The following is a 15,086-nucleotide window of genomic DNA, read 5'->3' on the forward strand; positions in this document are numbered from 1 at the left end:
ATTCCCGCCTGCGCCGATGAAAAAAAATACAATCGGTCTGCTGTTGGCAAAGCGACTGGATCTTAATCCTCTTCCCAATCGCTTGTTCAGGACGGCGCTTACCCATCCTTCCTACTTGTTTGAAAACCCGAAAGCCGGGCTTGAGAATAATCAGCGCTTAGAATTTCTGGGTGATGCCATCTTAGATTTTGTTATCGCCGAATATCTTTATCTGAAATATCCGGAACGTCCCGAAGGTGAGCTTACCAAAATGCGGGCGGCAGTGGTTAATGAGTCGACTTTAGCGCGGGTAGCCGTGAAGATTGACTTAGGTAAAGAACTCTTGCTGGGAAAAGGGGAGCAGCTCTCCGGCGGGAGAGAGAGACCTTCAATTCTTGCCGATGCCGTTGAGTCGATCATCGGAGCAATTTACCTTCAGTACGGATTTCAGGAAGCCAGGCGCGTTATCCTTGAATTGTTAACACCGGAGATAGCGGAAGTTGCTCAAGGAAATTATGGAGACTATAAGACGACGCTTCAAGAAAGAGCACAGCATGACGAAGCGGAAGTGTGTTATCGGATTTTAGCGGAAGAGGGTCCGGACCATAACAAACGCTTTACGGCAGGCGTCTATTTGCAAGGCCAACTTAGAGGTAAAGGCATAGGCCGAACCAAAAAAGAAGCTGAGCAAAAAGCGGCCCGGCAAGTTTTAGACGAACTGGGAGGGGATGCCCGTGGCGAATGAGGCCGTTCAGCGCCCGGTTTTTTTGAAATCAGTTACGATCCAAGGGTTTAAGTCCTTCGCGGATAAAGTTAAGGTGGAATTAGGACCGGGACTCAGTGTCGTGGTGGGTCCTAATGGAAGCGGTAAAAGTAATATTGCCGATGCCGTGCGTTGGGTGCTTGGTGAGCAAAGTGCCAAGAATCTGCGGGGCGGAAAAATGGAGGATATTATTTTCGCAGGCAGCACGGTAAGGCGTCCGGTCGGAATGGCCGAAGTTTCCTTAGCCTTTGATAATTCAACGGGAATTTTTGCGCTGGATTTTCAGGAAGTAACAATTACACGCCGTGTCTATCGAGATGGAGAAGGACAATTTTTTATCAACCGTGCCCCATGCCGCTTGAAGGATATCCATGAACTTTTTATGGATACCGGCGCGGGTAAAGAAGGATTTTCGATTATCGGACAAGGCCGCGTTGAGGAGATTTTAAACCTTAAAACGGAGGAACGCCGGACGTTAATCGAGGAAGCCTCCGGAATTACGAAATACCGGATGCGCAAACGCGAAGCATTGAAACGCTTGGATGAGACTGAACATAACCTAGAACGGTTGGACGATATTGTTAATGAGATCGAGGGTCAACTGACGCCTTTGGCTGGGCAAGCTCAGGTGGCTGAGCAGTCCTTGGCTTTAAGTCAGGAACAGCAGCACCTTGAGATTCAAGTCATCGTCAGTGATTTAAGGGGTATTCGTGAAAAACTTAATTTTTCGGCAAAAGAAGCCGAACAGCTGCGTTTAGAACTGGCCTCGGCTATCCGTGATTTGGCACAGGCGGAGAGTCAGACCGTTGAGGATAAGGTCCGCTTAAACCAAGCGGATGAGAAAATCCAAAAACAACAAGAAGAGACTTACAAGGTCGAACAGGCTTTGAATCTGATTGTCCAAGAGCAGCGGATTCGTCAGGAACGCGAGGGCTATTTAGCCGAGCAAATCGTTCGGGTCAATAAAGAAGTTCAGGAAAGTCTGGAAAAGAAGCAGCAAACCGAACAACGTCTCACTGCCTTAGAGGGCAAAGAGGCCGTACTCCTTCAAACGGTTGAGGAGGCTAGCCTTGCGGTTCAAGAAGACGAGCGCCGCTTAACCGAAGTGAAAGCTCAGACCGGAATCCAAGAGATGGAAGGATTAAAAGCCCTGGCGGACCAAATTCTAGCGGATCAAAACCAGGTCAACCAGGAATACCAAAAGACACTGCATTCTTTGGCAGGCCTTCAAGTCCAGCTTCAACGGGCTTCAGAAGAAAAAGGAACCAAAGAATCGGAACAAACGCAGGTTCAGAAGCAGGCTGAGGATAACGCTCAGGTCTTACAAACCCTTGAACAGCAAGAACAAGAAAATCGCCGTGAGTTTGAGCTCAATCAGGTCGAACTGCTGGCGGTTCAAAAACAAAGCCAAGATGCACAAGGTAAACGCCGTGAATTTAACCGAGAGACCGAAAAGCTGCTGGCGCGTCATCATGCGTTAAAGGGTCTGGAAGATTCCCGGGAAGGCTATCAGAGGGGCGTTCGCGAGCTCCTAAGGGCTAAAAATAATAACGTTCAAGCCTGCCGAGGATTGTGCGGGACGGTTGCTGATTTGATAACGGTTGAAAAGGATTATGAAGTTGCCATTGAAACGGCTTTAGGCGCAGGTCTTCAGAATCTTGTTGCCGAAACGGAAAAGGATGCGAAAGCAGCGGTCGAGTATCTTAAAGTTCATCAGTTAGGTAGAGCAACTTTTCTGCCTTTGGATGTGATTCGCGGTGGGCGTGCCACTGTAACACAGGAGGCAGCTCAAGATCCCGGGTATATCGGAATTGCTGTTGATTTAGTCCGATTTGCAGACCGCTTTCAACCTGCCATAGAATCTCTCTTAGGGAGAATCTTGGTTGTCAGGGATATGGAAGCCGCCACACGGGTAGCCCGGGCCTCGGGTTACAGAGCGCGGATTGTAACCTTAGATGGTGATCAGGTGCATCCCGGAGGATCGTTAACAGGCGGAAGCCAACAACGGAAAGGGGCTAACCTGCTGGGGAGGACCCGGGAACTGCAGGAATTAGGGGATGAACTTGAAAGGCGGCAAATCCAACAGAAGGATCTGGAAAAAGAGGCTCAAACGATAAGCCAACGCTTGCAGGAGGCAGAGGAAATTCGCAGGAAATTGCTGGCAATGGGTCAGCATATTAAACAAGAGTTGGCCGTTGCTCGGACAAAGGGTCAAAATACGCGTGAACGACTGAATCGTTTGGATCAAGAAACTGAAGCGCTTAAGAGCCAAGAAGAAGGGTTTATTCAGGAGACAAAAATCCGGACAGAGCGCAAATGCGAGCTGGAACAAGCGTTAACGGAAATCACAGCCCGGTCAGAACGCACCCGTCAAGTTATTGAACTTCAAGAACAAAAGGCCAGAGAGGCCGGCAAGGAAGCTGAAGTTATTCAGGAACGCTTGACACAGGCAAAGATCCGGCTTGCAAAATGGGAACAGGAAATGCAGCAAGCAGGCGAACAAATAAAGCACGAGCAGGAAGTGCTGGGCGAACTTTCCGAGATTTTTCAGCACAAGCGGGAGGAAGTTTTAAGCCTGGAAACTGCCCGGCAAACATTAACCCAGGAACAGGACGATTTGGGGAAAAGGCATGCGGAGACTTCAGAACGGCAGATGAAGAGTCAGGAAGCCCTGATCCGGATGCGTCAAGAAAGGGAAGCGTTATCCGTCAGGCTGGTTGAGAAGGAACAAACCGTACAGAAAAAACGGCAAGAGCAGCAAAATGTCGAACAGAAGCTTCATGCCTTGGATCTTCGAACAGCGCGCGGGGAAACCGAATGGGAGAGCGGAATCAATCGCTTGCAAGAAGAATTTACCCTGACCTGGGAGGAGGTCCAAGATTATGAGACAGAGCTGGAACGAGCCGCGTTATTGGCACGGATTCAGGAGCTTAAAAGTCAAATCGAGACGCTCGGACCGATTAACCAGGCCGCCATTGAGGAATACCCGAAGATGTTAAGCCGCTATGAATTTCTGGCGACGCAAAAGAAGGATTTGGTAGAAGCAAGCGAGAGCTTACATGCGTTGGTCGGTGAACTGGATAAAACGATGTCCGAACGTTTCGCCGAAGGCTTTAAAGCGGTAAATGAAGCTTTCCAGAGGGTCTTTAAAGAGCTTTTCGATGGGGGTAATGCCGAGCTTAGCCTGGATGATCCGCATAATCTTTTAGAGACAGGGGTCGAGATCATTGCCCAACCTCCAGGGAAGAAACCCCAGCTTCTTTCACTCTTGTCGGGGGGAGAGCGGGCACTGACAGCGATTGCCCTCCTTTTTGCCCTCCTGCGTGTGAAACCGAGTCCGTTCTGTATTCTTGATGAGATAGAGGCGTCCCTAGATGATGCCAATGTCAGCCGTTTTGCCCAGTATATTCATCGCTTGGCTGATTCAACGCAGTTCCTGGTGATCTCCCACCGTAAAGGAACGATGGAAGAAGCTGATGTCCTTTATGGAATTGCGATGGAGGAGTCTGGGGTTTCGAAACTTCTATCCGTCCAATTGGATGAACGGGATACTCAGAGTGCCTAACATATAGTATTGATGACGACGGAAAAGCATTTAAGACCAGGGGCTGTCGCAAAAGACCATAGGTTGCGATAGTCCCTGGTCTTTTTAATGCGCCGCGTTTGAGCACTTGTCTAAATTGTGGTACAATATCGTCAAAGGTGCGCCTTAATAAGGAGGAAATCCATTTGGCTGGTTTTTTTACAAAACTAAAAGAAGGATTGACAAAAACACGGGATCAGTTTGTGGGCAAGGTAGAAGAAATTCTGACCGGCCGCCGGAAAATTGATGAAGATCTCTATGAAGAATTAGAAGAAGTTTTGATCCGCTCCGATGTTGGGGTTACTACTTCCATGGAATTGGTGCAGCGTTTGCGCCAAGAGGTTAAGAAAAGGAAACTCACCGAAGCTCAGGAACTTCGAGAAGTTCTGAAGGAGGAAATTGCAGATCTTCTGGGAGAAGAGGTTCCTATTCAATTTGCCCAAAGCGGCCCGAGTGTTATTTTGGTCGTTGGGGTAAACGGTGTGGGGAAAACGACAACGATTGGTAAACTCGCATACTATTTTAAGAATGAAGGGAAAAAGGTTATCCTGGCAGCCGGCGATACTTTTAGAGCGGCTGCGATAGATCAACTCGAAATTTGGGGCAACCGTGCAGGAGTTGAGGTCATTAAGCAGCGTGAAGGTGCCGATCCGGCTGCAGTGGCTTATGATTCCATCCAATATGCGAAACCCCGGGGAGTTGACCTTGTGATCATGGATACTGCCGGACGACTCCACAATAAAGTGAACTTGATGGAAGAATTAAAGAAGGTTAAAAGAGTTATCGAACGTGAAATTCCGGGTGCTCCCCATGAGGTTTTACTGGTACTTGATGCGACAACCGGACAAAATGCTATACAACAAGCTAAGATATTTCAAGAGGCTGCAGGCGTAACCGGAATCGTCCTTACGAAATTGGACGGTACGGCGAAAGGCGGCGTTGTCTTAGGAATTCAAGGGGAAGTTAAGATCCCCGTGAAATGGGTAGGTGTCGGTGAAGGAATGGAGGATTTACGTCCTTTTGTTCCTCAGGATTTCGCTGATGCACTTTTTAGTCAAACGGAGGAAGAAAATTCACCTGAGAAGGGGGAAGAAGTTTGAGCCGTTTGGCCTTGATCGGTGGGACAGGATTAGAAAATCTGTGTTTACAGGACTATCATGGAGAGACAGTGCAGACTCCTTATGGACAAGTGCAGATTGATCTCGGGCGGATTGGGGATTTGAAGGAGCCTGTAGTTTTTATGAGTCGGCATGGCAAAGATCACGCAACTCCTCCTCATCTCGTAAATTACCGAGCGAATATATGGGCTTTAAAAGAGTTAGGCGTAACGAAGATCTTGGCGACGGCAGCCGTAGGCTCCTTATCGACGCATTACAAGCTAGGTGATATTGTATTAGTGGAGCAATTTCTGGATTTCACAAAAAGTCGGCCTCAAACCTTTTATGAAGGCGGTAAAAACGGGGTTCTGCATGTAGATATGACTGAACCGTATTGTCATTCCGTGCAGCGTGATATTCAAAAAGCGGCTGAACGACTCGGAGTAACGCTTAAGAATAATGCTACATATGCTTGTACGGAGGGACCGCGTTTTGAGACTCCTGCCGAAATAAAGATGTACCGGATGCTGGGGGGAGATTTGGTGGGCATGACAAGTGTTCCCGAGGTCGTGTTGGCCAAGGAATTAGGGATGTGTTATGCTACAATTGCAATGGTTACCAATGAAGCTGCGGGAATAGCAGATCACCCTTTAACTCACGCTGAAGTGTTGGCTAGTATGAAAACAATGGGCAAAACAGTTGCAGCCTTAGTCGGTGAGACCTTTAAGATGATGAACCCTGAACAGGATTGCCCATGTCGATTAGCAAATGAAGAGGCTGGTAAGTTTTAGAAAGGCGGTAGGGATGTGAAAGCATTAGAATGGCTGGGAGATTCCCTGCGAATATTGAATCAGACAAAGCTTCCGGTGACAATAATCTATAGAGATGCAACCACTTACGAGGAAGTTGCAGAGGCTATTGAAAAAATGGAGGTTCGAGGTGCACCGGCGATCGGGGCGGCGGCAGCTTATGGCTATGCTTTAGGAGCGATAAGATATACCGGTGATCGAATCGGACTTCAAGAGCATATGAACGAGGTTAAGGAGCGTCTCACCAAAACGCGTCCGACAGCGGTTAACTTATTTTGGGCTTTACGCCGGATGGAAGATCGTTTGCGTGATTTATATGAAGTCGAGGATTTGGATGAGATTCGCAAGGCCCTTGTGGCAGAGGCCGAAAGCATCGCCGAAGATGATCGAAGGGTCAATCATTTAATTGGCGAGCAGGGTAATCCGATTGTGCCCGAGGAAGCGAATATCCTTACGCACTGCAATGCCGGGGCATTGGCTACCGTAGAATACGGAACCGCTTTAGGCGTGATACGAGCGGCTTATCAGGCGGGCAAGAAAATTCGCGTTTATGCGGATGAAACACGTCCGTTTTTACAGGGAGCCCGTTTAACAACGTTTGAGTTAATGAAAGAGAATATTCCGGTGACGCTTATTGCGGATAATATGGCAGGCTATTTGATGCAACAAGGAAAAATTGACCTTGTAATCGTAGGTGCGGATCGAATTGCCGCGAATGGGGATACCGCGAACAAGATTGGCACGTATTCTATTGCCGTCTTAGCCCATGCCCATGGAATACCGTTTTATATTGCGGCACCTACTTCGACGATTGATCTCAAAGTGGCAAGCGGACAGGAAATCCCGATTGAAGAGCGAAATCCACAGGAACTGCGAGAATTATTTGGAGTTCAGACAGCACCGGCTGAAGTACCGGTATATAATCCGGCCTTTGATGTGACACCGGCAAAATATATCACAGGAATTATTACGGAAAAAGGGATTGTTTCATCCCCGTTTTCGGTAAATTTATTAAAAATAATGGTGAGATCTTAAATGCTGAGAGCTAAAATAATTGAAATCGGTAAAGAAATGATTCAGACCGGCTTAGTTGCCGGAACGTGGGGTAATATCTCAGCCTGGGATGATTCGCGGGACGGATTTTGGATTACCCCGAGCGGAATGAATTATCTGACCCTTGAAGAAGAGGATTTAGTGCTGATGAATCTTCAGGGAAAGATCCTTGAAGGCCGGCGTAAACCCTCTTCCGAGGAACACCTCCACCGGGCCGTCTATGCAGAGCGCCAAGATGTCAAAGGAATTGTGCATACGCATTCTATTTATGCGACAGCTCATGCTGTTGCGCGCGTTTCTTTACCCGCTTTAGTCGAGGATTTCGCGATGATTGCGGGGGGAGAGGTCAATGTCGCGGATTATCATCCGGCAGGCACGGGAGCATTAGCAGAGGCTGCGGTAAGCTCGCTTGCGGATAACAATGCTGTATTCCTGGCAAATCATGGCTTAGTTGGAGTAGGACGCAGTGTCGATGAGGCCCTTAAGGTCTGTCAGATCGTCGAAAAGAGCGCACAAATACATATTATGTCACGGCTTCTGGGCAATCCTTTTCAGCTAAGTGATGAAGATAAGCGTGTGCTGAGAGCGGACTATTTATATCAGTATGGGCAGAGAGAGTAAACGTTGGGGTTTAAGGAGTGAGCTAATATGTCAAAAATCTTAATCCGGGCAATGATCTTACCCATGACAGGGCCGGAGGATTTTTATCCTGAAGGAGAAATTGCGCTTGAAGGGGATCGGATCCTCTCAGTAGGTCCAAATGGTTCGGCACCGGCGGGCTTTGTACCGGATCGCATCTTAGAACTCCCGAATGATGTTGTTATGCCTGGGCTGATCAATGCCCATACTCACGCGGCGATGACCATGCTGAGAAGTTATGCCGATGACCTTCCATTGATGCCTTGGCTTCAGGAGAAGGTTTGGCCTTTTGAAAATAAATTAAGTGACGAGGACATTTATTGGGGGACGCTGTTAGCCTTAGCGGAAATGATTCAATCCGGTACAACGACGATGCTTGATATGTATTCCGGCATGAATCGTGTGGGCGATGCCGTGCTCGAAGCCGGGACGCGCGCCGTGTTGTCTCGCGGAATGATTGGGAATGCTCCCAATGGAGAGAAAGCGCTTCGGGAGCAGATTGATTTGTTTGAACGCTACCATGGGGCCGGCGACGGAAAAATCAGGGTTATGTTTGGACCCCATGCTCCTTATACATGTTCGGGAGAGTATCTGCAAAGAGTCAAAGCAGAGGCTGATCGACGAGGTGCGGGCATCAATATTCATCTTTGCGAAACACGTGATGAGATCAATACGATCAATAAACAGCAAGGTAAAACCCCTGTCCAATGGCTGAATGACCTCGGTATTTTCGAAGGACATGTGGTTGCAGCACATTGCGTTCATCTTACCGAACAAGATATGAATATATTAGCTGAGAAAAAGGTCGCCGTAGCCCATAATCCTGAGAGCAATATGAAACTGAACAGCGGTACGGCGCCAATTCCCGAACTTCTGGCGAAAGGAATTGTTGTTGGCCTGGGAACGGACGGAGCTTCCAGCAATAATAATCTTGATCTTTTCGGGGAAATGCGCAGTGCTGCCTTCCAGCAGAAGTTAAGGAAAGATACAACAGTCCTTCCTGCCTATCAAGTTTTGGAAATGGCCACAGTCCAAGGAGCTAAAGCTTTAGGGTATCAGGATGTGGGTATGTTGGCCCCGGGATATAAAGCCGATCTGATCAGCATTAATTTTGATCAGCCGCATTTCTATCCACGCTTTTCCATCCCCGCTCATCTTGTCTATGTTGCCCATGCCGGCGATGTTCGTACGATGATGGTCAATGGAACGTTTATTATGGAAGAACGCAAGCTTTTAACTCTGGATGTTAAGCGGATTTGCCAAGAAGTTGAAGAGCGTGCCAAACGGATTGCCAATGGTTAAGCGTTTTTTTTCTGAAATTATGGAAAGAGAAGCTAAGAGAGCCTGCAGGAATTGCGGGAACAGAAAAACATCTACACTGCGTAGATGTTTTTTTATACATATCGGAATGTATAAGTACAGAGGCAATGTTTAAGCAAATAGAAGAAGCCGAACAGATCAATAAGGAAATTTATTGTAAAGATGACCCAGAAATTAGTCGCTGCAGGGGAAGATTTGCAGAATCTCGCTTCTAATTTTACGCCCTAACCGTTTAATCCGCTTCCGGTGCAATGGGAAGGACTATTGAGATTCGAGTGCCGATATCGAGCCGGCTTAGAACCTCCATGTGTCCGCCATGACGTTCAGCGATCCATTTTGCGATAGGCAGCCCCAAACCTGATCCGCCGGTTGCTCTGGCCCGGGATTCGTCGGTGCGGAAAAAGCGATCAAAAACTTGGGGAAGCGCCTCGGGAGCAATTCCAATGCCTTCATCCTGGACGGACAGATGGGTATAACCGTCTGCGCCGGTGATCGAGATGGTTATCCGTTTGCCTGTGGGTGTGTATTTCATAGCATTATCAATGAGGATTCGTGTTGCCTGTTTGATGAGACCTTTATCCGCGTCGATGAAAACCGGCATAAGACGCGAATCATATTCATGACCGCTGTCGATCATTCGGGTTTCGTGTAGTACTTCATCGGCAAGTGCGGATAATTCAAAACGTTCCATTTGGAGAGCCATCGTGTTATTGTCGCCACGGGCTAGGAATAACAGCTGTTCGACCAGCCCCTTCATATTGGCGGTTTCCTCTTTGATCGCATCGATGGATTCCTGCAAGGTCTTTTCGTCGTTTTTTCCCCAGCGATCAAGGAGATTAGCATACCCCTGAATAACGGAAATCGGGGTTCTTAGCTCATGGGAAGCGTCTGATACAAAGCGTACCTGCGAACGATAGGATTCATTGATGCGGTCCAGCATTCCGTTGATTGCCGCGGCAAGGCCTTGAAGCTCGCTCTGTGTTTCGCCGACGGAAATTCTGGTGTCCAGCTTTGCTGCGTTGATGTTATTCAACTTACCCGCCAGAGCTTTTAGCTGTTCCGGTGAAAAGGCTCCCTCAGTACTGAGGTCATATGCGGTTTCAGCTAGTTCATGGATAGGGCGGAGGGTATTGCGGATCATCCGTGCATTTGAAGAAATATTACTGAATAGCATTATCAGCTCAAAAAGCAATATTACAGCAAATATCTCAGCGAGAATCCGGAGGCTATTTTGGGGATGGTAAGAAATAAGATAAGAACTATTGTTTATTTCTATTGCCATATTGTAAGAAACAGCCTGTAATACCCCCCAGGCGTTCAAACCTTCCTCATCCGGCAGGTCGAAACTGCGGACACCTGATGCCGTAAGTGGGGAAAGGTTAGATTGAAGGACTTTAGGGATATGAAATCCTTGGATTTTTTCCGTCGGCAATTGAATACTGCATTCGGTAAGTGTAAGCCAGTTTTCTTCGTCGGGGGTGGGAAGTCCCGTTTCAATGAGTATTTCGGCCGCAGCTGCAGCGGTCTGTTCCGCATGGATAATCAGACCTAATACCGATACCAGACACAGAATCAGGTCAAGGACCAAAAAAAGCCCAAACTTACGCAGAAAAAGAATAAAATTAAGCTTCCATACAATCGAAAAGCGAATTTTATGACTAAGACTGTTGGAAGGATTGCTTGACGCTTCACTATTCATCTTTAATCACATATCCTACTCCCCTGACGGTATGTATGAATTTAATATTGAACACTTCATCAATTTTGCCGCGGAGAAAACGGATGTAGACATCTACGGCGTTGGTTTCTCCCGAATAATCGAAGCCCCATACATTTTCAAGCAGAATTTCCCGCGAAAGAACCATTCCTTTATTTTTAAGCAGAAAATGAAGAAGGTCAAATTCACGTTTCGTAAGATCGATCATCTTCCCTTTCATCGTAACTGTGCGGCGGCCGGTGTCCAGAAGCAGACCGGAGGCGGATAATATCTCTGTGTCCTCCGGTGCTGTATTCCTAAGGACGGTGCGGATTCGCGCAAGAAGCTCTTCAATGGCGAAGGGCTTGGTAATATAATCGTTTGCTCCGCTGTCAAGTCCGGAAACCTTATCGATTATACTGTCCCGAGCGGTCAGCATGATGATAGGAACAGAGGAGGTCCGGCGAATTCGACGCAGAACCTCCATTCCGCTTAACTGAGGCAGCATGATATCCAGCAAAATAAGGTCGAATTCGCCGGTCTCGGCTAGTTCAAGGCCTGTTCTGCCGTCAAAAGCTTTTGTCGTGGTATATCCTTCATAGCTGAGCTCAAGTTCGATAAAACGGGCAATCTTTTCTTCGTCCTCGATAATCAGGATTTTTGAATGCATAGAAGTCCCACCATTCACTAGTATCTTAGATTTTAATTGATTTTTTAAGTTCTTCGGCAGCATCTGCTGCACTATCCATCGCATTATTTATCGTGTTGCCTTTGAAATCGGTTCCAACAAAGCGATAGCGTAAACCAAAGAAAAATCCGATAATAAGCAGAGGGAGAGTAATCCAAAACGCGAAGATGAGCAGCAGGGCAAGGGCAGTAACGGGAATAGAAGCTTTTACTTCGTTTCTCTTGAGCACTTCAAAGGAATTGGCATTGCCTTTACGGAATAGTTTCATACAAAACTCCCAGGCTTTTCCTAGTAAAGAGGAGAAGGATGCTTTGTCTGATTTGCAATTGTGCTTTTCCCAGTAATCGTCTTTATAGGATTCGACCTTGGCGTCTGCAACTTTCTCGCTGCTATAATAACCGTCCCCGGATGGAGCATGAATCTTTCCTTGTTTTTCAAGCAAGATAATGGCGTCAAGCAAATCGCCGTTTGCCGCATCTAAGGCAGCCTTAGCCTCTTCATAGCTGATATTCGCCATTGCACAGAGCTTTTCCACTTGTTCTAGATTTGTCATGAGAAATTCCTCCTTAGTTTTTAGGTTAGAATTGAGTTTTAGGTTACGAATATATTCTAACCCTAAGAGATTTAAAGAGAATTGGACTAAAATTAAAATTTGATTAAAAAGTCGATGTTCAAATCGCTCCATGATTAGCTTCCATATGTATTATAATACATATTGTACTTCATTTGCTTATCGTTATCGTCATTGTGTAATATGAATTTATAACCTTCTTCTTTTCGCTTGGCGATAAAGTAAAGAAAACCTGGCTTTCGCCACGTCGGTCCATAGTATGGACCGACGCACTTGTTGCCTTAGCGAGAGCGAAAACCGCTGGTTGCACTTCGAGTTTATCTGCAGAAATATTTATACTTTCCGTTAGTAAAAAAAAGCCGGGGATGACCCGGCTTAATTTTTACCACCAAAAAAATGGGAAGAAAGGGAAGAATGGAAAGCCGAAAAACGGGAAAAACCCGAAACGCCTAAATCTAAATCCAACCATAAGTGTTTTTCCTTTCTTTTATCTTAGAAGATTACACCTAAGGCAATAAGAATCAAAATAGCAATTGCAATAATTCCTACGCCAACGCCGCGGCCAACAGGGGGGCAGCAAACAGGGGGAGGACAGCAAGCACCACCAAAGCCCATACCGTACATGACATTACCTCCTTATCATTTTTTATATTTCTGCTTAGAATACGATTCCCATTGCGATGAGAAGAAGAATAATGACTACTACGATTGCAATTCCCGGTAAGAAGTTAGGTCCACATCCACAAGCCCCATCAACACCAGCACCAAATGCCATTTGAATTCCTCCTTTGTTCTGAGATAATACAGTCTATGCCTCACCTATTAAAGTTGCCACAATTTGGAAACCGCTTTTTCCGCTTCCCCTTGAGTCTTTTCCTGAAGAGGTCTACTATTAATATGTAGTATAAAACTTGGAGATGGTTTTATGATAGCGAAAGATATAGGGAAAGAAGATAATGTTTAAAACGATTGTTGAAACGTGTTCGGGTAAAGTAAAAGGGGAAAGGGTTGGAGATGTCTCGGTATGGAAAGGGATTCCCTATGCGAAACCGCCGGTAGGGCCCTTGCGCTTTTGTCCGCCTCAAGAACCGGATACTTGGAAGGGTGTGCGTGAAACGGTGCAATTTGGACCGTTTGCCCTTCAGCCGACAGTTTGGAAAGGAATTGCTTCAGGATCGCAAAGTGAAGATTGTCTTTATCTCAATATATGGTCCCCCGATGCGGATGATAAACTTCGCCCGGTGATGGTTTGGCTGCATGGAGGAGCTTATAGCAGCGGCTCAGGCTCTTTTGATATGTATGACGGTACTTCATTTGCCGAGCATGGAGATGTTGTTGTCGTCACGCTTAATTATCGGTTGGGTGTTTTTGGCTTTTTATATCTAGCCGAGGTTGGCGGCGAAAAATATGCGACATCGGGGAACTGCGGACTACTGGACCAAATAGCCGCCTTAAAGTGGGTCAAGCAAAATATTCAGGCTTTTGGCGGAGATCCTCATCGGGTGACTCTCTTCGGTGAATCCGCAGGCGCGGTGAGTGTGGGCATTCTGCTTGCTATGCCTGAGGCAAAAGGACTTTTTTGCCAAGCAATCATGGAGAGCGCTTCGAATTTAGTCATTTCTGCGGATTCGGCGGCTCAAACAGCGAAAAAAGTTATGGATTCTCTTAATCTCCAAACTCATGAATATGAAAAACTTATCGACTTACCGGCAGAGGAATTATTAAAAGTTTCGCTGAATTTTCCGCCGATGACATTTTGCCCGGTTCTTGATGGCCTTTTGATTCCCGTGCCGCCTGAAGAGGCAATCCGTAAAGGAGCGGCTAAAGATATTCCAGTGATTTGCGGGTCAAATAAAGATGAATATCGATTGTTTGCAGCGAGAATCCCTTCTTATCGGCGGTGGGATGAAGCCGAAATTGCGGGCCGATTAGAACGAGCCTTAGGAAAAGTATGGCCGGTGCTCGCAGCAAATTTCGCAACCGTACCTATGGATAAGATGCTTTACAATCGAATTATGTCATATTATTCTTTCGTTTACCCGACTTTAAAATATAGTGAGGCTTTGGCAGAGCAGGGAGCGGTTTGGGTTTATTATTTCGGTTACGAAAATCCGAGGCTGGGAGCCTGCCATGCCTTTGAACTGCCTTTTGTCTGGCATAGGGTAAATCCGGACAATACAAATCTATTCGGTGTCGATTCCCCCGAGGCTGTTAAATTAGCGGGTCAGATGCATCAAGCTTGGATAGCCTTTGCCCATACAGGCAATCCCAATACTCCGGAACTGCCCTATTGGCCGATCTATAACCCGGAAAGCCGGCCGGTTATGGTCTTCAAGGGTGAAAGTGAAGTGGTCAATGATCCTCATGTTGATCGGGAGATATGGGATAAAGTTTCATCTCAAAAAGATTATCAGCCAATGCAGTGGAGCTGTGATTATAAGGTTGACAAATATTCTTGAATCAACTAGAATGTCTTAGTAAAGCAAAACTCCTTTACAGGAGGGCTGTTGATTATGGAACGTTTTGCTGAGATGGCATTGTTTGCTGACTTTTACGGTCCGCTTTTAACAGAAAAACAGCGAAATATCTGGGATCTTCACTATGAGCAGGATCTGTCTCTTGTGGAAATTGCGGCAGCAGTGGATATTAGCCGCCAAGCTGTTTATGATTTGCTGAAACGAACCGAAAAAATTTTGCGTGGATATGAAGCAAAACTGGGCTTGGTTCAACGTTTTTTATTAGAACAAGAAAAATTGATTGAAGTTAAGGAACAGCTGAAGGGATTTACGGAGGAGGATTTTGCGAATCCTCAAGCATGGGAAAGCTATCAGCAGATCTGTCAACAGATCAATGATGTGTTTAATGTTATGGAATCCTCCTAGAAAGCG

At 46.6% G+C, this 15,086-nt stretch carries 13 protein-coding genes; 9 read left to right on the top strand and 4 right to left on the bottom strand.

The window, feature by feature from the left end:
• Positions 1-16: 16 nt before the first annotated feature.
• The 7 genes from rnc (at position 17) to VB077_RS00905 (ending at position 9,225) form a co-directional block, all read left to right on the top strand.
• Positions 17-724, top strand: coding sequence for a ribonuclease III (gene rnc / locus VB077_RS00875; protein WP_323413361.1), 708 nt, complete (start codon positions 17-19; stop codon positions 722-724).
• Positions 708-4,307: a chromosome segregation protein SMC gene (smc, locus tag VB077_RS00880; protein ID WP_323413319.1), complete on the top strand. Its 3,600-nt coding sequence runs from the start codon at positions 708-710 to the stop codon at positions 4,305-4,307. The genes rnc and smc overlap by 17 nt, the downstream gene beginning before the upstream one ends.
• 164 nt (positions 4,308-4,471) lie before the next feature.
• Entirely contained in the window at positions 4,472-5,425 is a 954-nt protein-coding gene (ftsY, locus tag VB077_RS00885) for a signal recognition particle-docking protein FtsY (protein ID WP_323413320.1), read from the top strand.
• A gap of 11 nt (positions 5,426-5,436) precedes the next feature.
• Positions 5,437-6,213 carry an S-methyl-5'-thioinosine phosphorylase gene (locus VB077_RS00890; RefSeq protein ID WP_323413362.1) on the top strand — a complete coding sequence of 259 codons (777 nt, stop codon included), beginning with the start codon at positions 5,437-5,439 and terminating at the stop codon, positions 6,211-6,213.
• A gap of 15 nt (positions 6,214-6,228) precedes the next feature.
• Entirely contained in the window at positions 6,229-7,266 is a 1,038-nt protein-coding gene (gene mtnA / locus VB077_RS00895) for an S-methyl-5-thioribose-1-phosphate isomerase (RefSeq protein WP_323413321.1), read from the top strand.
• Entirely contained in the window at positions 7,267-7,905 is a 639-nt protein-coding gene (locus tag VB077_RS00900; RefSeq protein WP_323413322.1) for a class II aldolase/adducin family protein, read from the top strand.
• A gap of 27 nt (positions 7,906-7,932) precedes the next feature.
• Entirely contained in the window at positions 7,933-9,225 is a 1,293-nt protein-coding gene (locus VB077_RS00905) for an amidohydrolase (protein ID WP_323413323.1), read from the top strand.
• Between the two features lie 250 nt (positions 9,226-9,475).
• On the opposite strand, the gene VB077_RS00910 is transcribed toward VB077_RS00905, so the two are convergent.
• The 4 genes from VB077_RS00910 to VB077_RS00925 form a co-directional block, all read right to left on the bottom strand.
• Positions 9,476-10,942, bottom strand: coding sequence for a HAMP domain-containing sensor histidine kinase (locus VB077_RS00910; protein ID WP_323413324.1), 1,467 nt, complete (start codon positions 10,940-10,942; stop codon positions 9,476-9,478).
• Positions 10,935-11,609 carry a response regulator transcription factor gene (locus tag VB077_RS00915; RefSeq protein ID WP_323413325.1) on the bottom strand — a complete coding sequence of 225 codons (675 nt, stop codon included), beginning with the start codon at positions 11,607-11,609 and terminating at the stop codon, positions 10,935-10,937. Before VB077_RS00915 ends, VB077_RS00910 begins: the two co-directional genes overlap by 8 nt.
• Positions 11,610-11,634: 25 nt before the next feature.
• Positions 11,635-12,180, bottom strand: coding sequence for a ubiquitin (locus VB077_RS00920; RefSeq protein ID WP_323413326.1), 546 nt, complete (start codon positions 12,178-12,180; stop codon positions 11,635-11,637).
• A gap of 510 nt (positions 12,181-12,690) precedes the next feature.
• The gene (locus VB077_RS00925) at positions 12,691-12,822 is read right to left on the bottom strand and encodes a hypothetical protein (protein ID WP_323413327.1); all 132 of its coding nucleotides are present in this window, start codon (positions 12,820-12,822) and stop codon (positions 12,691-12,693) included.
• Between the two features lie 332 nt (positions 12,823-13,154).
• Between VB077_RS00925 and VB077_RS00930 the strand changes: the two genes are divergently transcribed.
• Positions 13,155-14,657 carry a carboxylesterase/lipase family protein gene (locus tag VB077_RS00930; protein ID WP_323413328.1) on the top strand — a complete coding sequence of 501 codons (1,503 nt, stop codon included), beginning with the start codon at positions 13,155-13,157 and terminating at the stop codon, positions 14,655-14,657.
• Positions 14,658-14,711: 54 nt separating this feature from the next.
• Complete coding sequence (gene ylxM, locus VB077_RS00935; RefSeq protein WP_323413329.1) at positions 14,712-15,080, top strand: YlxM family DNA-binding protein; 369 nt, start codon at positions 14,712-14,714, stop codon at positions 15,078-15,080.
• Positions 15,081-15,086: the final 6 nt, after the last annotated feature.

Source organism: Desulfitobacterium sp. (assembly GCF_034927245.1).
Taxonomy (GTDB): Bacteria; Bacillota; Desulfitobacteriia; order Desulfitobacteriales; family Desulfitobacteriaceae; genus Desulfitobacterium_A.

Bases quoted from the DNA above. Each gene is read 5' to 3' on its own strand.
- rnc (WP_323413361.1), top strand. From the start codon at position 17: ATGAAAAAAAATACAATCGGTCTGCTGTTGGCAAAGCGACTGGATCTT.
- smc (WP_323413319.1), top strand. From the start codon at position 708: ATGCCCGTGGCGAATGAGGCCGTTCAGCGCCCGGTTTTTTTGAAATCA.
- VB077_RS00900 (WP_323413322.1), top strand. From the start codon at position 7,267: ATGCTGAGAGCTAAAATAATTGAAATCGGTAAAGAAATGATTCAGACC.
- VB077_RS00905 (WP_323413323.1), top strand. From the start codon at position 7,933: ATGTCAAAAATCTTAATCCGGGCAATGATCTTACCCATGACAGGGCCG.
- VB077_RS00910 (WP_323413324.1), bottom strand. From the start codon at position 10,942: ATGAATAGTGAAGCGTCAAGCAATCCTTCCAACAGTCTTAGTCATAAA.
- VB077_RS00915 (WP_323413325.1), bottom strand. From the start codon at position 11,609: ATGCATTCAAAAATCCTGATTATCGAGGACGAAGAAAAGATTGCCCGT.
- VB077_RS00920 (WP_323413326.1), bottom strand. From the start codon at position 12,180: ATGACAAATCTAGAACAAGTGGAAAAGCTCTGTGCAATGGCGAATATC.
- VB077_RS00925 (WP_323413327.1), bottom strand. From the start codon at position 12,822: ATGTACGGTATGGGCTTTGGTGGTGCTTGCTGTCCTCCCCCTGTTTGC.
- VB077_RS00930 (WP_323413328.1), top strand. From the start codon at position 13,155: ATGTTTAAAACGATTGTTGAAACGTGTTCGGGTAAAGTAAAAGGGGAA.
- ylxM (WP_323413329.1), top strand. From the start codon at position 14,712: ATGGAACGTTTTGCTGAGATGGCATTGTTTGCTGACTTTTACGGTCCG.